Annotated in this window: 17 protein-coding genes; 15 read left to right on the forward strand and 2 right to left on the reverse strand. The window is 43.1% G+C overall.

Features of this window, described 5'->3' with window-relative positions; genetic code table 11:
- The 13 genes from KHB02_RS03775 to KHB02_RS03835 form a co-directional block, all read left to right on the forward strand.
- A partial coding sequence (locus KHB02_RS03775; protein WP_241113702.1) for a class I adenylate-forming enzyme family protein occupies positions 1 to 1,544 on the forward strand: 1,544 nt, incomplete at its 5' end.
- A 3-nt stretch (positions 1,545 to 1,547) separates the two neighbouring features.
- A complete protein-coding gene (locus KHB02_RS03780; protein WP_213139860.1) occupies positions 1,548 to 2,486 on the forward strand; it encodes an MBL fold metallo-hydrolase in 939 nt (312 codons plus the stop codon).
- A 76-nt stretch (positions 2,487 to 2,562) separates the two neighbouring features.
- On the forward strand, positions 2,563 to 4,227 hold the full coding sequence (locus KHB02_RS03785; RefSeq protein WP_213139861.1) for a sigma-54 interaction domain-containing protein: 1,665 nt from the start codon (positions 2,563 to 2,565) through the stop codon (positions 4,225 to 4,227).
- 236 nt (positions 4,228 to 4,463) lie between these two features.
- A complete protein-coding gene (locus tag KHB02_RS03790) occupies positions 4,464 to 5,612 on the forward strand; it encodes an acyl-CoA dehydrogenase family protein (RefSeq protein ID WP_213139862.1) in 1,149 nt (382 codons plus the stop codon).
- 14 nt (positions 5,613 to 5,626) lie between these two features.
- On the forward strand, positions 5,627 to 6,397 hold the full coding sequence (locus KHB02_RS03795; RefSeq protein ID WP_213139863.1) for an SDR family oxidoreductase: 771 nt from the start codon (positions 5,627 to 5,629) through the stop codon (positions 6,395 to 6,397).
- 232 nt (positions 6,398 to 6,629) lie between these two features.
- Positions 6,630 to 8,243: a long-chain-fatty-acid--CoA ligase gene (locus KHB02_RS03800; RefSeq protein WP_213141221.1), complete on the forward strand. Its 1,614-nt coding sequence runs from the start codon at positions 6,630 to 6,632 to the stop codon at positions 8,241 to 8,243.
- Positions 8,240 to 9,118 (forward strand): 3-hydroxyacyl-CoA dehydrogenase family protein, encoded by an 879-nt coding sequence (locus KHB02_RS03805; protein ID WP_213139864.1) that lies wholly within the window; start codon positions 8,240 to 8,242, stop codon positions 9,116 to 9,118. The genes KHB02_RS03800 and KHB02_RS03805 overlap by 4 nt, the downstream gene beginning before the upstream one ends.
- Before the next feature lie 15 nt (positions 9,119 to 9,133).
- The gene (locus tag KHB02_RS03810) at positions 9,134 to 9,907 is read left to right on the forward strand and encodes an electron transfer flavoprotein subunit beta/FixA family protein (RefSeq protein WP_213139865.1); all 774 of its coding nucleotides are present in this window, start codon (positions 9,134 to 9,136) and stop codon (positions 9,905 to 9,907) included.
- 13 nt (positions 9,908 to 9,920) lie between these two features.
- Positions 9,921 to 10,898, forward strand: a complete 978-nt coding sequence (locus tag KHB02_RS03815; RefSeq protein ID WP_213139866.1) for an electron transfer flavoprotein subunit alpha/FixB family protein — start codon at positions 9,921 to 9,923, stop codon at positions 10,896 to 10,898.
- Positions 10,899 to 10,969: 71 nt separating this feature from the next.
- Complete coding sequence (locus tag KHB02_RS03820) at positions 10,970 to 11,815, forward strand: 3-hydroxyacyl-CoA dehydrogenase family protein (RefSeq protein ID WP_213141222.1); 846 nt, start codon at positions 10,970 to 10,972, stop codon at positions 11,813 to 11,815.
- A gap of 15 nt (positions 11,816 to 11,830) precedes the next feature.
- Positions 11,831 to 12,613, forward strand: coding sequence for an enoyl-CoA hydratase/isomerase family protein (locus KHB02_RS03825; protein ID WP_213139867.1), 783 nt, complete (start codon positions 11,831 to 11,833; stop codon positions 12,611 to 12,613).
- A gap of 147 nt (positions 12,614 to 12,760) precedes the next feature.
- Positions 12,761 to 13,534 carry a hydroxypyruvate isomerase family protein gene (locus tag KHB02_RS03830; RefSeq protein WP_213139868.1) on the forward strand — a complete coding sequence of 258 codons (774 nt, stop codon included), beginning with the start codon at positions 12,761 to 12,763 and terminating at the stop codon, positions 13,532 to 13,534.
- Between the two features lie 2 nt (positions 13,535 to 13,536).
- Entirely contained in the window at positions 13,537 to 14,430 is an 894-nt protein-coding gene (locus KHB02_RS03835) for an NAD(P)-dependent oxidoreductase (protein ID WP_213139869.1), read from the forward strand.
- Positions 14,431 to 14,535: 105 nt separating this feature from the next.
- On the opposite strand, the gene KHB02_RS03840 is transcribed toward KHB02_RS03835, so the two are convergent.
- Both KHB02_RS03840 and KHB02_RS03845 read right to left on the reverse strand, forming a co-directional pair.
- Complete coding sequence (locus KHB02_RS03840) at positions 14,536 to 14,964, reverse strand: PH domain-containing protein (protein ID WP_213139870.1); 429 nt, start codon at positions 14,962 to 14,964, stop codon at positions 14,536 to 14,538.
- Between the two features lie 138 nt (positions 14,965 to 15,102).
- On the reverse strand, positions 15,103 to 15,930 hold the full coding sequence (locus KHB02_RS03845) for a GNAT family N-acetyltransferase (protein WP_213139871.1): 828 nt from the start codon (positions 15,928 to 15,930) through the stop codon (positions 15,103 to 15,105).
- 141 nt (positions 15,931 to 16,071) lie between these two features.
- On the opposite strand from KHB02_RS03845, the gene KHB02_RS03850 reads away from it, so the two are divergent.
- Both KHB02_RS03850 and KHB02_RS03855 read left to right on the forward strand, forming a co-directional pair.
- On the forward strand, positions 16,072 to 17,520 hold the full coding sequence (locus KHB02_RS03850) for a sigma-54 interaction domain-containing protein (protein WP_213139872.1): 1,449 nt from the start codon (positions 16,072 to 16,074) through the stop codon (positions 17,518 to 17,520).
- 181 nt (positions 17,521 to 17,701) lie between these two features.
- Positions 17,702 to 19,267: an AMP-binding protein gene (locus KHB02_RS03855; protein ID WP_213139873.1), complete on the forward strand. Its 1,566-nt coding sequence runs from the start codon at positions 17,702 to 17,704 to the stop codon at positions 19,265 to 19,267.

Below are 19,267 nucleotides of genomic sequence, written 5' to 3' on the forward strand. Positions count from 1 at the left end.
GATCAAGACAGTTGTTAGTGGACCAAATGCTTGAGCGGTCAACAAGAAGGTTTCCCAATAAGATTGCCTTAGTGAGCAATGAGGTGCGGATAACTTACGAAGAACTACATAATCGGGTCAACATCCTTGCTGGCTGGCTCCAATTCAAAGGTATTAAAAAGGGTGATAAGGTTGCCTTGTTACTATTCAATCGAATCGAGTATGCAGAGTGTTTATATGCTTTAGCCAAAATAGGGGCTGTCGCTGTTCCGATTAACTTCCGTTTACAACCGGCTGAAATTGAGTATATTCTCACAAACTCTGAAGCAAAAATGATTGTTGTTGACAACAAACTTGTTTCCACGATAGAAGCTATTAAAAATCATCTTCCGAACCTTGAAGAAATGGTTGTGGTTGATGATAACAGCCTACATAATGATTCCCATTATCCCTATAATCAGATTTTTGCCAATCCATATACTCCTAGTTTGGTAGAGCTTGAAGATGATGATGATTTCTTAATTTGCTATACATCCGGGACAACTGGCAAACCGAAGGGCGCTGTCCTATCTCATAAAAATGTTTATATGAATGCCATGAACTACTCTCTTGAATTTGGCCTTACAAAGGATGAGGTCCAGTTAATTACGACACCGATGTTCCATATCGGCGGGATTTCTGCCTTCTCCATGGTGGTTCTCATGGGAGGAAGGTCTATTTTTCATGATAAATTTGATCCGGAACGAGTATTGGAAACCTTTGACGCTGAGAAAATTACATACAGCTTCATGGTCCCTTCCATGTGGAATATGTTATTGGAACATCCGAGATCTGGAGAATTTGATGTTTCAAGTTTGCGGGTCCTTTGTACTGCCGCTGCTTCCACACCATTAGAATTGAAAAAACGGCTCATGAAGCATTTCCCGAATGCAGGAGTCTTTGATACTTACGGCCAGACAGAAACTTCACCAGGAACCACGACCTTAAAACCAACCGATTCCTTAAATAAATCTGGCTCGGTGGGATTGTCTTTTACCAATGTCGAGATTCGGGTTGTTGATGAGCGGATGCTCGATGTAGAACCGGGACAGGTTGGCGAAATTATCTTCAGAGGTCCGACCGTTATGAAGGGCTATTATAAAAATCCTGAGGCGACGGCGGAAGCGTTTCGAGGCGGCTGGCTTCACAGCGGCGATTTGGCCGTGACAGATGAAGAAGGGTATATTTCCGTTGTTGACCGCAAAAAGGACATGATTATCAGCGGCGGCGAGAATATTTATCCAAAAGAAATTGAAGAGGTATTATATACCCACCCTGATATTCTTGAAGCAGCAGTCATTGGTGTCCCGGACCCTAAATGGGGCGAAACGGTAAAAGCCTTGATTGTCCTGCGCAATGGGAAAAGTTTAACAGAACAAGAGGTTATCAACTATTGTTCTGGTGCATTAGCAAGCTACAAAAAACCGCGCTATGTAGAATTTTTGGAAGAATTGCCACGGAATGCGGCAGGAAAAATTCTAAAAACTGTTTTAAGAGAATTAGAAAGTACCAGGAAGGAGTCGTAAATTTTGCTTACAGAAATAGGAGTCACACAAGTAACCGTCCCACTTCCTTTTCGTTTAAATCACGTGAATTGTTTTTTAGCTGAGGGAGCAAATGGATGGACCATCATCGATGCAGGTTTAAATACAGAGGTTTCCAGGGATATCTGGCGGCCCATAATTGAAAAACATGATGTCAAAGATATCATCATTACCCATTATCATCCTGACCATTTTGGCTATGCCGGGACTTTGCAGCAATTAACTAACGCTGAGGTTTGGATGACCGAAGTGGATGAAAAGACAGGACTAGACTGCTGGGAGCAGGAATCGATCGCTAAAATGAAGCAGCATTATGATACCTTTGGCTTTCCCGATGATTTATCCGCGGTACTAACATCAGATGAGAATAGTTTTAATGCTAAGGTAAAACCTTATCCTACAGTAAACCATCACCTTATAGAGGGAATGAAGATCCCTTTCGGTAACTATGAATATGAAGTGATATTTACACCGGGACACTCAGATGGGTTAATAAGCCTTTTTAACAAGGAAAATAGCATTCTTTTTTCAACAGACCATATTTTGCCGAGAATTTCACCTAATATCTCTTATTGGTTCCGTGGCATCCGCAATCCATTAGAAGCGTTCTTTCAATCTCTTGAAAAAATAAAAGTATTGGATGCTGATTTCGTCATCCCTTCCCATGGCAAACCTTTTCGTGGAGCCAACCAGAGAATCGATGAATTATTGGCCCATCATCAGGAGCGGTTGGAAAAAGTCTGTGAGGTGCTGAAACAACCAAGGACCATCTACGAAGTTAACGGGCATTTGTTTCAAAATCTAAACATCCACGAAACACGCTTTGCCGTTGGTGAAACATTAGCACACTTGGAATATCTTTATTTTAAAAATCAGTGCACAAAAAGTATGCATAACGGTACTTGGTACTATGAAGGTGTATAAATAGGAAAAATACTCCAAGAGGGATTACCAACCTATTGTAGAAATTATAATCATAACAATTTTTTGAGGTGATTTCATGGAGGCAGTCATCATAGACAAACTCCCGTTTCCATTTTTTATTGCTGCGTCCGACAATCGCATACTTTATAGCAATGAAATGCTTCAAAAGCACATCCCATTTTCAGGGAAATGTATTCATGAGGTCTTTGATATTTGGGTAGAGCTTAGGGGAGGGCAGCTGGTTCATGCATCATGGGAGGGTAAGGATTGGATTTTTATCAAAAGCCCCTTCCTTGATTCTGAGAAAATCGGCTATATCGGCACCTTTTCAACTGAACTGACTTCCTTGATCAAGGAACTAAAGGAAGCAAATAAAGTGAACCGCGAGCTTAATGCGGTTATTGAGAACATGTATGACGGGATTTATATTACCAATAAAGAAGGTATTACCGTTAAAACAAATTCAGCGATTGAAAGGCTGACCGGGATTCCAAAGGAATATTATATTGGCAAAAAAGTCGATGATTTGATGAAAAGGGGTATTTTAAAAAACTCCGTCACCCATCAGGTCCTTGAGAAAAAGCGAAGCGTGTCTTTAGTCCAGCAAAATTTCAAAGGCAGGGAAGTGCTGTTGACCGGCAGCCCTGTTCTTGATGAAAATGGAGAAATTGAAAGTATTGTCACCAATATCCGCGACCTATCGGAGCTAAATGACCTGCAGGCAGCACTGACAAAAGCAAATCAGTTGAATCATAGTTATAAAGAAGAAATTGAGCGTCTGAAAGGCAAATCATTTACAAAAAGTGGCGTGGTCATCCGGAGTGAGCAGCTGCAGAAAATTTATGAGACAGCAGAGCGCATCGCCAATGTCGATGCGACCGTGCTGATTCTAGGTGAAACAGGAACAGGGAAAGATGTTCTGGCCCGCTATATATTTGACAATAGTGAACGAAGCCGGAGAGGCCAAATGATTAAAATCAATTGTGGTGCCATTCCCCCGGATTTACTCGAATCGGAATTGTTTGGCTATGAGGCCGGTGCCTTCACTGGAGCGAGTGGCAAAGGCAAGCCGGGTATGTTTGAGCTTGCCAATGATGGCGTCCTTTTCCTTGATGAAGTGGGGGAGCTTCCACTTCACTTACAGGTTAAACTCTTACGGGTCATCCAGGAGCGAGAAGTGCAGCGGATCGGCGGAACGGTCCCTAAGAAAGTGGATGTTCGCACCATTGCTGCCACGAACAGAAATTTAAAGGAAATGGTAGCGGACGGGAAGTTTCGCGAGGACTTATTTTATCGTTTGAATGTGATTCCCATTTCAATTCCACCGCTCAGCGATCGAAAGGCCGATATTCTGCCGCTAGTCGATTATTTCCTGGAGGTAATGAATAGCAAATATTCCTTGGAAAAACAACTCTCCTCGGGTCTCAAAGAGTTCTTCTATAATTATGGCTGGCCGGGGAACGTCCGAGAATTGTCCAATTTGATTGAGAGAATGTGCCTTGTTACAGAAGAATCAACCTTAACCGTTGATCATTTGCCAGCTGATTATCGAAAAACGGAAATGCAGGCCATTCCAATCAATGAAATGATGACCTTGAAGCAGGCAACTGAAATAGCGGAAGAGAAGCTACTTAAACTGGCACTGAAAAAATATCGGACCACCTATGAATTAGCGGAAGCACTAGATAGCAGCCAGCCAACCATCGTAAGGAAATTAAAGAAATACAACTTGAAATTTTGATTGACCAAACCACCTTCAAAGGTGGTTTTTATTTTTGATTCATTAATGAATTTTTTAATTCAAAATTGAATCACAGGGTTTTACCATGATTTGGCCATCAGTATCCTTTTCGTTAATTCAAAAATGAATCATTTAAATTATAAAAAAGTTCAAAATATTTATTTTGAAGCGTTTCCAATGTTGGCACGGTTCTTGCATCTATTCTAAACAGAAACAAAAAAGAGGAGGAAATACATATGTTAGTGACACTTCCACAAGAAATTGAACAAATGAAACAAATGGTACGTAACTTCGTTGAAAAAGAAGTTGAACCTTACGCTCAGATCATCGAGGACGAGGATCGCATTCCGCAGCACCTGATTGATCAGGCAAAAGACTTAGGATTATTCGGCATCAGCATTCCTGAAGAATACGGCGGCATCGGGCTAAATACGGTTGGCAAAGCTGTTGTTCTTGAACAGCTTGGCCGCACGCATAACGGTTTCGTCAGCTTAATCAGTGCCCATACTGGAATCGGTTCTACTGGGCTTGTAAAGCTAGCCTCTGATTACCTGAAGCAAAAATACCTTCCAGACATGGCCGCAGGCAAAAAAATTGCCGCCTTCGCACTTTCTGAACCAGGTGCCGGCTCAGATGCAACTAATCTAGCGACACGTGCAGAAAAAGTGGGCAACAACTGGATTCTAAATGGGACAAAGCATTTCATTACCAATGCACCGGTTGCCGATGTGTTTACCGTATTTGCCTTAACAGATCCTGAAAAAGGTGCCAAGGGCGGCATTACGGCGTTCCTCGTTGAAAAGAATTTCCCTGGCTTCACCGTCGGCAAGAAGGATAAAAAAATGGGCTTACGTGGTTCCTATACTGCCCAGTTAATTTTTGAAGACTGTGTGGTTCCTGAAGAAAATGTGATCGGCGAAGTCGGCATGGGCTACATGTCAGCGTTAAAAATCTTGGGCGAAGGCCGCGTGGGCTTGGCCGCACGGTCCGTCGGTTCATGTGACAAATTAATTGAGCTTTCTGCTTCCTATTCTAAGCAAAGAGTCCAATTTAAAAAACCAATTGCGGCAAATCAAGCGATTCAATGGATGCTGGCCGATATGGCAACTGAAACAGAGGCGGCAAGAGCCCTTACCTTAAAAGCAGCAATGATGATTGATGAAGGAAAAGTAGTCATCAAGGAAGCATCGATGGCGAAATTATTCGCTTCCGAAGTGTTTAACCGAGTTGCTGATAAAGCTGTTCAAATCCATGGAGGTATGGGATATGTATCCGATTATCCGGTTGAACGCTTCTACCGTGATGCGAGGATTACAAAGATTTATGAGGGCACCAATGAAATCCAGCGCCTGATTATTGCAAGAAGAATCTTAGAAGAGAATTAAGATGGGGGAACGACATGCAAAAAGAACTGTTTAATATCGAAAATAAGGTTGCTTTTATTACAGGCGGAGGCAGAGGGCTCGGCCGGCAAATCGCTGAGGCATATGCTTCCTCCGGTTGCCACATCGCCGTTTGTTCGCGGCATTTAGACCAGTGTGAGGAAACGGCACAGTATTTATCTGAAACGTTTGGTGTGAAAGCGAAAGGGTATTCCTGCAATATTCAAAATGAAAACGACGTCAACGAGCTGGTAAGCCAGATTCTCTCTGATTTCGGACAAATTGACATTCTTGTTAACAACAGCGGCGCCACCTGGGGAGCACCGGTTGAAGAAATGCCTTTGGAAGCCTGGGAAAAAGTCATGAACGTTAACCTGACCGGGATGTTTCTAGTGACAAAAGCAGTGGGCAAACAGATGATTGAACGAAAATCCGGCAAGATTATCAACATTGGTTCAGTGGCCGGCATCAAGGCTGAACCGCCTGAAGTGCTAAATGCCATTGGCTACAGCACTAGCAAAGCGGCCGTTCATCATTTTACAAAAGACCTTGCTAGAAAATGGGCCCGTCATCAAATTTATGTCAATGCCATTGCACCGGGATTCTTCCCATCCAAAATGACGAAACATGTGCTAGCAGAACGCGGAGAGGAAATTAAAAAGCACAATCCGCTTGGCAGAATTGGCGATGACCACGCTCTAATGGGAGCCGCGCTTTACTTCGCTAGCCCGGCAAGTGACTTTGTGACTGGGCAGGTTTTGGCTGTGGATGGTGGAAGTACGCTTTAAGGCTCGTCTCTGCCTTGAGGGCATCTTGCGAGAGTAAATCGGGTTTATCCTAGAGTATTTCTTGCTTATCCGAGAGTAAAAGCGTCTTGCGAGAGAAATTTGAGTTTATCCGAGAGTAAATCAGGCCTATGCAAGAGTATTTCCTATCTATCCGAGAGAAAAACCAATTTATCCGTGAGTAGCGCCAGAAACCATATTTAATTAAACGCTTTAAAAAGGAGGTGCGATGTACTTGCAAAATTTAAAGAACCGGCCCTGGTATCAATTTTACAAGCAGGATGAGAGTATTGAAATTCCGGAAATTCCGCTTTACCGCATGCTGGAAGAATCCGTCCAAAAATATAGCGATAAAACAGCAATTATTTTCGAGGATGAACATGTCACTTTTCAGGACCTGAAGGATCAGGTCGACAGGCTGGCAGGCGCTTGGCTGGAGCTGGGCTTTCAAAAAGGCGAGCGGATCGGCTTAATGCTTGCCAATCATCCAGATTATATTATTTGTTATTATGCTGCACAAGCACTCGGGCTAACGGTCGTGCAAATCAATCCACTGTATACGCCAAGAGAGCTATTGCAAATCGTAAATGACTCGCAGGTTTCCTACATTGTAGGGGATCCAAAGTCAAGAAAAACCATTCTCGATGTAAACGAACTCTATCCGTTTCGGTACATTATTGGCTCACAATTTGAAGATTTGCACTCAGAAGAGTGTAAAACACTGGATTTGCTGATTCCATTTTCAGAACCAATCAATGCACCTGTGGAAATAGACGTCAGGGAAGATATTGCGGTCATTCAATATACCGGCGGCACCTCCGGGAAAATGAAAGGGGCCATGCTCACCCATTACAACCTAGTTGCAAATGTGGTTCAAAGTCTTCATATGTATGGGGAGAACATGGTTCGCGGTGAGGAGACCATTCTCGCTGCAACCCCTTTGTATCACGTGTACGCCATGACAAGTGCTATGAATCTCGGAATCCATATTGGCGCCAAAATTTTGTTGTTCAGAAAATTTGAAATCAATTATGTTCTGGAAAAAATTGAACAATATCAACCTACATTTTTTCCAGGTGTACCAAAAATGTATATTTCTTTCGTGAACCACCCGGCAATCAAAGATTATCGCTTGAACTGCTTGAAATTTTGTTCATCCGGTTCTGCCCCGCTGCCGGTAGAAGTGCTCAAAGGCTTTGAGGGGCTAACAGGTGCAAAAATTTCGGAAGGATTCGGACTGTCGGAAGCATCCCCTACCACACACCGAAATCCGCCATTTGGAATCCGGAAGGTTGGAAGCATTGGGATTCCCCTGCTTGGCACAGATTGCATGATTGTAGATGAACAGAACAACGAAGTGAGTCCGAAAAGTATCGGGGAACTTTTGATCAAAGGACCGCAGATTATGAAAGGCTATTGGAATAACCAAGAAGAGACTCATGCAGCACTGCAGGACGGATGGCTTCATACCGGAGACCTCGCGATGATGGATGATGACGGTTATTTTTACATCGTCGGCCGAAAAAAAGAAATGATCATTGTCGGGGGATTCAATATCTATCCACAAGAGGTGGAGGGTGTCCTATATGAACACCCGGATATCGAGGAAGCAGCCGTAGTCGGTATTCCCCACGAAATGCACGGGGAAATCGTCAAAGCATTTATCGTCCCAAAAAGCGGGAGGGAAATCGATCACGATGAATTAAAGGGATACTGCTATTCAAAGTTAACACCATACAAGGTTCCGAAAGTGTTCGAAGTGCGCGATACCCTGCCGAGAAATACCGTAGGGAAACTTTTAAAAAGGCTCCTAGTCAAAGAGGAGCTTGAGAAAGGAGAAAAAGAATGACAACAAACATTCAAAAAGTTGGTGTCGTTGGCGCCGGCACCATGGGAGCGCAAATAGCCATGGTCTGTGCGCTCGGCGGCTATAGCGTCACACTGCAGGATGTAAGTGCAGAAAGCCTTGAAAAAGGAAAACAAATCCTTGATGAACAAATGCAAAAAAGGGTGGCAAAAGGAAGACTGACAGCAGAAACCGTTGAAGCTGCTTTCAATCGAATCAAGTTCACCTCGTTCTTGGAAGATTTAAGCGATGCCGACATTGTTATTGAAGCCATTGTTGAAAAATTAGAGATTAAAAGAGAGCTATTTTCAAAGCTTGATAAAATCACACCGGCCCACGCGATTCTTGCCACTAACAGCTCAACCATCGTTAGTTCGAAAATTGCAGATGCAACCGAACGTCCGGATCAAGTGTGCAATGTCCATTTCTTCAATCCTGCCCTTGTGATGGAGCTTGTCGAAGTGGTCCGCGGGCCGCACACTTCTGCTGAAACGGCCGAAACGGCGATGGAGTTTGTGAAATCCATCAATAAGCTTCCAGTCCTGCTCAACAAAGAAATATCCGGTTTTGTCGCCAACAGAATTTTAGGAAAGTTGATGGACGAAGCGTTGTTCCTTCTCGAAAATGGGATTGCAAGCCACGAGGACATCGACCTAGTTGTCAAAAAAGCGCTCAACCATCCAATTGGCCCATTTGCCCTAATGGATTTAACCGGACTCGATGTCAATTACCTCGTCCGCATGCAGCGTTACCAGGAGAGCGGCGACGAGCGGGACAAACCTTCAAAGATTGTCCAAGAAAAAGTTGAAAAAGGCGAGTTAGGAAGAAAGACAGGCAAAGGGTTTTATACGTATGATGCCGCACCGGCAAAAGTTTAATAGGAGGGTTATAAAATGAATATTTATGTGTTGTTAAAAAGAACATTTGATACCGAGGAAAAAATTGTCGTCTCAAAGGGAGCCATCCAAGAGGACGGTGCTGAATTTATTATCAATCCATACGATGAGTACGGTGTGGAAGAAGCAATCCAAATCCGCGACAATCAAGGCGGGGAAGTAACCGTCGTGTCTGTTGGCGGAGAAGATGCAGAAAAGCAGCTGCGCACGGCGCTGGCAATGGGAGCAGACAAAGCAGTGTTAATTAATACAGAGGACGACCTTGAAGCGGGCGACGAATTTACGACGGCGAAAATTTTGGCCGAATACCTGAAGGATAAGGATGCAGACCTGATTTTTGCAGGAAACGTCGCGATTGACGGAGGAAGCGGACAAGTCGGACCACGTGTCGCAGACCTCTTAGATATCCCTTATGTCACCACCATTACAAAAATTGAAGTAGACGGCGGGACCGCCAACATCGTCAGGGACGTTGAAGGAAGCTCTGAAACGATTGAAACATCTCTGCCGCTTTTGGTAACAGCACAGCAAGGCTTAAATGAACCGCGCTATCCATCTTTGCCAGGAATCATGAAAGCGAAGAAAAAGCCGCTCGAAGAATTAGAGCTAGATGACCTTGATTTAGAGGAAGACGATGTTGAAGCAAAAACGAAAACAATCGAAATTTACCTGCCTCCGAAAAAAGAAGCCGGCCGCGTTCTTGAAGGAGAGCTTCAAGATCAAGTAAAAGAACTCGTAAATCTGCTGCATTCAGAAGCAAAGGTAATTTAAGGAGGGAAATGACATGACTAGAAAAGTTATTGTACTTGGAGAAATCCGTGATGGGGAACTAAGAAATGTATCATTTGAAGGGATTGCCGCAGCAAAAACTGTTGCTGAAGGTGGCGAAGTAGTTGCTGTCCTGCTTGGTGAATCGGTTGGAAATCTGGCACAAGAGTTGATTCAGTATGGTGCTGACCGGACTGTCGTGGTGGAAAACCCTAAGCTTGCCAGCTACACGCCAGATGGCTTTTCCCAGGCAATCCTTGCTGTTGTGGAGCAGGAACAGCCGGATGCGATTATCTTTGGCCACACAGCACTTGGTAAAGACCTATCACCAAAGGTTGCCAGCAAGCTTGGTTCCGGATTGATTTCCGATGCCGTAGCGATTGAAGCAGCAGGGGGAAATGTTGTTTTTACCCGCCCAATCTATTCCGGTAAAGCATTTGAAAAGAAAATTGTCACGGACGGCTTAATTTTTGCCTCCATCCGACCAAATAATATTGCACCGCTTGAAAAAGATGCATCCCGCACTGGTGAGGTGTCCTCTGTTTCTGTAGAAATCAAGGATTTGCGTACTATCATTCGCGAAGTGGCGAAAAAGGCAATCCAAGGTGTTGACCTAACAGAAGCAAAAGTGATCATTTCCGGTGGACGCGGCGTGAAAAGTGAAGAAGGCTTCAAGCCGCTCCAAGAGCTTGCAGATGTACTTGGCGGCGCGGTTGGCGCTTCACGCGGTGCGTGTGATGCGGAGTACTGCGATTATTCCCTGCAGATTGGACAAACAGGTAAGGTTGTGACGCCTGATCTTTATATCGCTTGCGGAATTTCTGGAGCCATTCAGCACCTTGCGGGAATGTCCAACTCCAAAGTGGTCGTTGCTATCAATAAGGATCCGGAGGCCAATATTTTTAAAGTGGCCGATTACGGAATTGTCGGAGATTTATTTGAAGTGGTGCCAATGCTTACCGAAGAAATTAAAAATTTGCTTGTAAAAGCTTAGGTTTAGGAGATTAATAGAAAAGCAGCCCCCTTCTTAAGGAGGGCTCTTTCTGCATGAAAGGGGAAAGTAGCATGGAAATAGTTAGTGTTATCGGTTCCGGCACGATGGGACGAGGAATTGCTTATACAAGTGCAGCGGCGGGTTTTATAACCTATGTTCAAGATATCAGTGAATCTGCCCTGGGAACCTGCCGATCCTACATCGAAAAGCAATTTAATCGTGCTGTTGAAAAAGGAGAACTTGATAGAGAAACGGCAGATGGTGCCAAAAACAGAATCCGCTATACCACCCAGCTTGAAGAAGCCGCGCAGGATGCCGATATAGTCATTGAAGCTGTTTTGGAAATCATGGATTTAAAAATAGAAATCTTTAAGCAGCTGGATAAAATCGTTAAGCCTTCTGCGATTTTGGCTACCAATACATCGACGATGAGCCCAACGGAAATTGCGGCACAAACCTCGAGACCGGAACGCTGTCTTGCTCTTCATTTCTTCAACCCGGTACCGAGAATGAAGCTGATTGAAGTGGTTTGTGGCTTGGAAACATCCGAGGAGACGATCGAAAGAAGCTTTGAATTTGGAAAAGCGCTCGGAAAGGAATGTGTCAAAATCAATGAGTTCCCCGGGTTTGCCACCAGCCGGATGAACTGCCTCATCGGGAATGAAGCCATGAATATGGTCATGGAAGGTGTTGGGACGGTCGAAGATATTGATAAAGCGATTAAATTAGGCCTTAACCATCCAATGGGTCCGCTTGAACTCGCCGACCTTGTTGGCCTTGATACAAGGCTCCGCAATATGGAATATCTCCATAAAACACTTGGAGAGAAATATCGCCCATGTCCCATTCTCGTAAAATATGTAAAAGCAGGGCGGCTTGGAAAGAAAAGCGGTAAAGGGTTTTATAACTATAATTAATAGGGGGAGTTATTGATGCAAAACTATCAAAATCTTGAAATTAATCGAAAAGGGCGCCTTGCCTATATCGTCATCAATCGTCCTGAGCTTCGCAATGCTTTGAACTTTGAGACTTTGCAGGAGATTGTTGCCGCGCTTAACGAGTTAAGGGGAGACGATTCAGTCGGCGTTGTTGTTTTTACCGGAAAAGGTGAAAAATCCTTCGCTGCAGGAGCAGATATCAGCCAGTTAAAAAAGAAGACTGCTCTTGATGTTTTCAAACCGGGCGGGATGCAAGAGGTATATGACCTCATTGAAATGTATGATAAACCAACCATTGCGATGGTAAACGGCTTTGCCTTAGGCGGGGGCTGCGAGCTTGCGCTTTCTTGTGATATAAGGGTTGCGTCCGCGAATGCCAAGTTTGGCCTGCCGGAACTGAATCTTGCTATCATTCCTTCTGCTGGCGGGACCCAGCGACTAGCTCGCGTCGTTGGCAAAGGGAAAGCGCTTGAGATGATTCTAACTGGAAAAATGATTGACGGCGAAGAAGCGTACCGGATTGGATTAGTATCTGAAGTAGTAGCACCGGAAGATCTGGTAGCAAAAACCGAGGAAGTAGCCGATAAAATCCTTGCAAAAGGACCGCTTGCTGTTAAGTTGGCAAAGCTTGCCGTTTTAACCGGATTTGAAACAGACCAAAGAACTGGCCTGCTTATTGAAAAACTTGCCCAAGCTGTCCTGTTTTCTACAGAAGACAAAAACGAAGGAACATCTGCCTTTTTAGAAAAAAGAAAGCCGGAATTCGCATCTAAATAATGTAACATGTGCCTGGTATCATCCGGTTTAAGACGGTACCAGGCATTTTATTTGTCGATTTTTTGAAAAAAAGCAAGGAAAAATTAAAATTATAGTCGAATCTTTAATTTAGTGCTTTTCTAAAAATTTTTATTGATGGAGTTTAAGATGAACAAATTTGCTGTTAACCTTACCACTATTTTTACTGAAGTTCCTTTTTTGGAACGGTTTAAAAAAGCTCGGGAATGTGGATTTTCATATGTGGAGTGTCAATTTCCTTATGCTTATTCGATAGAAGAAATTCAGATGGAACTTGTCCGGAATGAATTATCGATGGTGCTCTTGAATTTGCCGCCAGGTAATTGGTCAAAGGGTGACCGTGGCCTTGCGGTAGACCCTAATCGGGTGGATGAATTTAGAAGTTCAGTTATGGAAGGAATAAAGTATGCCACAGCCTTGAACGTTCCGAGAATTCACTGTATGGCCGGTATCGTTTCCGAAGATGATAAGAAAATCGCTAACGAAGTCTTTCTGGAGAACCTTTTCTTTGCCGGAACGGAAATGGCGAAGCATGGCCTGACGGTTTTGATAGAACCGATTAACCAAAACGATATGCCGGATTATTTTTTGAGTGATATTCATCAGGCAAAGGACATTCTCGATACGTTGAGGCTGCCAAATGTGATGCTTCAATTTGATTTTTACCATATGCAAAGAATCCATGGGAATCCGCTCACACTTTTTCAACAATATGCAAACGTGGTGGGCCATATTCAAATTGCCGATGTTCCGGGGCGGAATCAGCCTGGCATAGGGGAAATGGATTATCAAAGTATTTTTCAATATTTACATGATACATATGAAGGGTATATTGGGCTGGAATATACCCCTTTAGGGAAAAGCCAAGATAGCTTCGAATGGCTTAGGGGAGGAGGAAAATAAACATGAAAATAGGATTTGTTGGGATCGGAGTAATGGGTTCAAGGATGGTAAAAAGGCTATTGGATCACGGGTATCAAGTAAATGTCTATAACCGGACGAAGGAAAAAGTAAAAGCGTTGGTGGAGCATGGTGCAGGACAAGAAGAATCTATCTCATCGCTGGCACAAAACAGTGATGTTATTTGCACATGTTTATCGATGCCAGGGGACGTTCTAGAAGTGTATCAAGGAAACGGCGGAATCCTTGAAAATGCCCGGCCCGGTACCATTTGTATCGATTTTACTTCGGTCGGCGCAGATACGAGCAAGACCATCCACGCTCGTGCCATTGAAAAAGGAATGAGTTATCTCGACTGCCCGGTAAGCGGAGGGCCAGAGGGTGCGGAAAGTGGATCTTTAACGATAATGGCCGGGGGCGAACGGGCTGCTATTGAAAAGGTTTTTCCGATACTAGGCGTTGTCGGGGGAACAATTGAACATCTCGGTCAATCAGGTGCTGGCAGCATTGCCAAACTCATGAACCAATATCTTGTTGCGGTTCATTCCTTGGCAGTTTCTGAAGTGATGGTAACCGGGTCTAAATTTGGCCTTGCCCCAGAGCAACTTTACAAAATTCTCTCTGCGAGCTATGGGGACAGCCGAATTTTGCGGAGACATATGAAGGAGTATGTATTCGACCGCCAATTTGAGCCTGGCGGCGCCGTGAAATATGTTCACAAAGATGTCCGCTTGGCCAATCAGCTATTACAAGAGGCAGGGTTGAGGGAATTTACGGGTCAATTGGCAGAGGATGCCTATCGCTTGTCAACCGAGCAAGGTTTAGGTGATTTGGATATGTCGGCGGTTATTCTGCCGTTGGAGGAACAATGCGGGGTCGTGGTGAAGAAAAACAGCTAGTAAGTTGGTTTGTATTATACCCGATGGGGTGCCCTGATGGCTTCGACAGTAAGAATCAGTAAAGAAAAGTGCCAGGTACCCTTTTTAACGGTCATCTGGCACTTTCTATGATCTTATTATTTTTGCATGAGGACAGTGTTTAGCAAGAACGTCCATAAACTCATCCCTGTCCTTAGGTGAAATGAGAACAGTATCATATTGACCGTACGTTATCTCAAGTCTTTTTAAAGACAACGCTGGGCTAGATAAGGGATTCATCGTTTTCCTGACAGATTTTATTGAATAAAAAGGAATAATTTTCTTAAATGGCCCATACCTGACAATTAAGTATTTATCATCAAAAACATAGTAAGTAGTCAGCCACAGCCACACTATAAAAATGGATAATAGAATCGGGAACAGGAGGGCAACTATTAATTCTCCAACATTCGGGGTGTCTTTAAAAACCGCCAAACCGCTGCTTCCAATTGCAAATATCATGCCCCCAAAAACAATAACTGTTAGCCACCAATCCATCTTTGATGAATATTTCATAATATCACCACCAAAAAGGTTCTTTATATTTAATACGATTAACTTTATAAAAATGTTTCCTAAAAAAATGATAAACCTGCAATGAATAATTCACTAAAAACAGCCAGGATACTAAACATATCCTGGCTGTTTGTGATTTTAATTCTGATATAGATAATAATCCTGCGAATGATAACTCCTAAATCCGCAAGATTCATAGAGCCTCAGGGCATGGGCGTTCTTAGCTTCGACTTCGAGAAAAATCGGCAAGCCTTTCTGATGTTCCATTTTGACGACCCTTGATAAAGCACGACGTCCTATCCCTTTACCTCGCAGTTCAGGGAAAATCGCGAAACCGTAAATCCAAGCTTCACCATTCAACTCAGAAACACGCATCTTTCCAGCTATCCTGCCTTCGGCCTCAATAATCAGCCTATCCTCACTGCTAGTTTCCGAGATGGTCTGCTGAAATTCCCGTGCTTCTTTTTCACTAAACCCAAAGCCTGAAATTTCTAACTGGATTTCAGCCTCCCAATCTTCCTTAGAAACAGAAGGTCTGACAGTTACAGAAGGATCATCGGATAACTCAGTAACTTGCCATTTCATCTGATACTCCGCCACCGCAAACGTGCACGGAATATTTTTCAAGAAATCCTTAGCTGATTGAGACTCGGTTGGAGCATTTAATAAAATCGTGCTCGCACCGTGTTTCTTTGCCTCGATAAGTCCCATTTCCAGCAGTTCCGAAAAAATCCCTCTTCTACGATAATCCGGGTGGACCATCCCGCAAAGCTCCACTTTATTTCCAAATCCATAGCTTCCTAGGAAAGCGACGAGCTTGCCATCTTCGTAACGAAAGAAGTCTTCCTGCCGGTCTGCGCTACGGTTTTCGAGCATGTCATCATTAAGCTTTAGGTGGAATCCACCTTCTTTTTCACAAATCTCTTGTAGATCTTTAATTTCCTTTAATTGTTCTTGTTTTAACATCTTTGTCCCCCTTATTCATAATCCACTATATTTATTCTTTTTTAAGTTGATGTATTCCTTCTTCAAGGACAGGTTTCCACTATTAAGTGATGAAAAAAGTAATCAGATAATTTATAATAAACTGACAAGGGGTGGAAATAGATGAATAATTTGGGAACAAATCTCCAAGAACAAATTCACAAACTTACTGACGAATTAAACCGTACCAGCAAATTGGCCAAGATTTTTGAAGATTTTATCGACTCCAGCTACGATCCAATTTTTATTACCGATAAAAACGGATATGGTTTTAAAATGAACAAGGCTTATACAAGAGTCACGGGTGCCACAAAAGAACAGTTAATGGGGAAACATATGAACGATTTAAAAGAGCAAGGCATCATTTCCGATTCCATATCCATGCATGTTTTAGAAAAAAAAGAAAGACTGACAATGGTCCAAAAAGTGAACGGGAAAGAGCTATTGGTGACAGGAAATCCCATCTTTGATGAGAATGGTGAAATTTTGTATGTGGTCACTAACCTAAGGGACATCTCCACTTTAAATCAATTGAAGATCGAATTAAAACAGACCAAGGCGCTTGCTGACCAGTATTTGCAAGAATTGGAATTCTATCATAAAAAGGACCATATTATCTCGCATGATGGGATTGTAGCTAATAGTGATAAAATGCTGAAAGTCATCGATTTAGTGCAAAAAATCGCTCTGGTTCTTTCGACGGTTTTGCTGCTTGGGGAATCAGGGGTTGGGAAGGAACTAATCGCCAATTTAATTCAAAAATTAAGTTCCCGTGCCAATCAGCCCTTCATCAAAGTAAATTGTGCCGCCATCCCCAAGGATTTGCTTGAATCTGAGTTATTTGGCTATGAAAAAGGGGCCTTTACGGGTGCTGACAGCAAGGGGCGAGCAGGATTATTTGAACAGGCCGACAAAGGCACCATTTTCCTTGATGAAATTGGGGAAATGCCGCTTCATCTCCAGGTCAAGCTTTTAAGAGTCATTCAGGAATTAGAAGTCAGACGGATTGGCGGCGGCCAATCGAAGAAAATAGATATTAGGATAATCTCAGCTACTAATAAAGACTTGGAATCAATGGTAGTCAGAGGGGAGTTTCGCCAAGACTTATACTACCGCTTAAATGTTGTTCCTATTAAAATTCCTTCCTTACGCGAACGGAAAGAGGACATCCCGGTGCTCGCTTTTTATTTTTTAAAGAAGTTGAACCAAAAATATAACTTGAATAAACAATTGTCGGATGCGGCCATCACCCAAATGAAGACCTATTCCTGGCCAGGGAACATTCGCGAGATGCAGAACTTGATAGAACGGCTTGTGGTAACTGTCGAGTCAGAAATGCTCGATTCTCACCATTTTTCTTTCAATCATCAGTATTTGTCCCAATCCTTAACAACTGAAAAGACATTAAAAGAAGTTGTCCAAGACCTTGAAAGAACGATGATCATGGAAGCGATGGTTCAATACCGTTCTACAAGAAAAGCGGCGAAATCCCTCGGTATCAGCCAATCAACATTAGTGAAAAAAATGCAGAGGCTTGGATTTCAGCAAACCGATTACGTTCTTCATCAGTGATTCTGAATAGAATCACTTTTATAGTGCTTTTTAGACTATAAAAATAACAATTTTGTGAACATGACAATGTTTTGTGGTTTTGGCATGAAAATTGCATATTAGATAAACGTGGAGAACTATTAAAAATAATAGGGAGGAATTCATTAAAAATGAAACGATGGTTGGCAGGAGGGAACAACCCATGACAGATATTATCGGAAATAGAACAATTCCGAAGCTATTAGAGGAAATGACTGCGCTTTTTCCAAAAAAGACCTTTATCGTATTTGAAGACAAAGACGAACAGACACTTTCTCATACATATGAAGAATTTTGCGGCCAGGTCAGAAGGCTTGCATCCGCTTTACATGCTTACGGTATTAAAAAGGGTGATAAAGTCCTGCTGCACTTGCCGAACAGCATGGACTTTATGATTTCCTGGTTCGCTATTACATCCATCGGCGCGGTTATGGTGCCAACTAATATTCTTTCCACTGCAGATGAAATTGCCTACCTATTGGAACATTCGGAAACAAGGCTTGTCATTACCGAAGATGAATACGTAGAGAAGTTTACTAGTTTCCAAGCTCAATTAAATGGTTTGTTTTTATCAAGAAGCAAGGGCAGCCAAGCGTATGGGGTAAGTCTTGATGAAGTTATCATGCAGCACGAACCAATAAAAGCGTTTCCTGAACTCTCAAGCAATGATCTTGCTGCGATATTGTATACATCCGGGACGACCTCCAAGCCAAAAGGGGTTCTAATCACTCACGCCAACTATGTGTTTGTCGGGGAAATCATGTCGAGGTCGTTAAGGTTATCTCCTGAAGACCGTGTGATGATTGTGCTGCCGATTTTCCATGGAAACGGTCAATATTATTTGTCGATGCCGGCCCTGACGGTAGGCGCAAGTATCGCCATAACAGAATCCTTCAGCGCTTCCAGGTATTTTAAGCAGGCGAGACGTCTCGAGGCCACGGTGGGTTCCTTGTTTGCCGCACCAATCAAAATGATATTGAAAAAAGAATATGATTCCGATGATGCCAAAAACAATCTGCGCTTAATTGTTTTTGCCCAATCAGTTACGAGTGAACAGCTGCAAACCTTTGAGGAAAGGTACCAGGTCCCATTATGCCAGTTATACGGCATGACTGAAACAGTCGGGACACCACTCATCAATCCAATTAACGGCAATCGAGATAACTTGAGTATCGGCCGTCCTAATATTGCCTATAACGTCAAGCTGGTGGATGAAAATGGCTGTGAAGTAGAGGATGGGGAGGAAGGGCAAATTGTTGTTTCCGGTATTCCGGGCAGAACGATTATGAAGGGGTATTTTAACAATGAAACAGCCACAAACGAAACATTGCGGCATGGCTGGCTTTATACAGGGGATATGGCCCGTAAAGACCCGGATAAGGATTTCTTCTATTTTGTTGACCGGAAGAAGGATATGATTAAACGCGCAGGAGAGAATGTGGCAGCAAGTGAAGTCGAGTCTGTTTTGAATCAACATCAGTCCGTGTTTGAAAGCGCTGTCATAGGAATGCCAGACGAGATGAGAGACGAGTCCATTCACGCCTTCGTTATCTTGAAGGACGGGTATGATACTCTTCCACAGGAATTAATCGATTTCTGTACGAATAAACTGGCCAAATTTAAGGTTCCTGAATCCGTTCAGATTCTTTCAGAGTTCCCCAGAACTTCGGTTGGAAAAATTCAAAAGCATTTATTGAAAAATTATTTCTTAGAAAAAGGGAGGAAATGA

It is taken from the genome of Neobacillus citreus, from assembly GCF_018343545.2.
In the GTDB taxonomy this organism is placed as follows: domain Bacteria; phylum Bacillota; class Bacilli; order Bacillales; family Cytobacillaceae; genus Neobacillus; species Neobacillus citreus.

What these genes read in the sequence shown, in the direction of transcription:
- KHB02_RS03850 (WP_213139872.1), top strand. Translation starts at nt 16,072, where the DNA reads ATGAATAATTTGGGAACAAATCTCCAAGAACAAATTCACAAACTTACT.
- KHB02_RS03830 (WP_213139868.1), top strand. Translation starts at nt 12,761, where the DNA reads ATGAACAAATTTGCTGTTAACCTTACCACTATTTTTACTGAAGTTCCT.
- KHB02_RS03810 (WP_213139865.1), top strand. Translation starts at nt 9,134, where the DNA reads ATGAATATTTATGTGTTGTTAAAAAGAACATTTGATACCGAGGAAAAA.
- KHB02_RS03845 (WP_213139871.1), bottom strand. Translation starts at nt 15,930, where the DNA reads ATGTTAAAACAAGAACAATTAAAGGAAATTAAAGATCTACAAGAGATT.
- KHB02_RS03795 (WP_213139863.1), top strand. Translation starts at nt 5,627, where the DNA reads ATGCAAAAAGAACTGTTTAATATCGAAAATAAGGTTGCTTTTATTACA.
- KHB02_RS03790 (WP_213139862.1), top strand. Translation starts at nt 4,464, where the DNA reads ATGTTAGTGACACTTCCACAAGAAATTGAACAAATGAAACAAATGGTA.
- KHB02_RS03855 (WP_213139873.1), top strand. Translation starts at nt 17,702, where the DNA reads ATGACAGATATTATCGGAAATAGAACAATTCCGAAGCTATTAGAGGAA.
- KHB02_RS03805 (WP_213139864.1), top strand. Translation starts at nt 8,240, where the DNA reads ATGACAACAAACATTCAAAAAGTTGGTGTCGTTGGCGCCGGCACCATG.
- KHB02_RS03825 (WP_213139867.1), top strand. Translation starts at nt 11,831, where the DNA reads ATGCAAAACTATCAAAATCTTGAAATTAATCGAAAAGGGCGCCTTGCC.
- KHB02_RS03840 (WP_213139870.1), bottom strand. Translation starts at nt 14,964, where the DNA reads ATGAAATATTCATCAAAGATGGATTGGTGGCTAACAGTTATTGTTTTT.
- KHB02_RS03820 (WP_213141222.1), top strand. Translation starts at nt 10,970, where the DNA reads ATGGAAATAGTTAGTGTTATCGGTTCCGGCACGATGGGACGAGGAATT.
- KHB02_RS03815 (WP_213139866.1), top strand. Translation starts at nt 9,921, where the DNA reads ATGACTAGAAAAGTTATTGTACTTGGAGAAATCCGTGATGGGGAACTA.
- KHB02_RS03835 (WP_213139869.1), top strand. Translation starts at nt 13,537, where the DNA reads ATGAAAATAGGATTTGTTGGGATCGGAGTAATGGGTTCAAGGATGGTA.
- KHB02_RS03785 (WP_213139861.1), top strand. Translation starts at nt 2,563, where the DNA reads ATGGAGGCAGTCATCATAGACAAACTCCCGTTTCCATTTTTTATTGCT.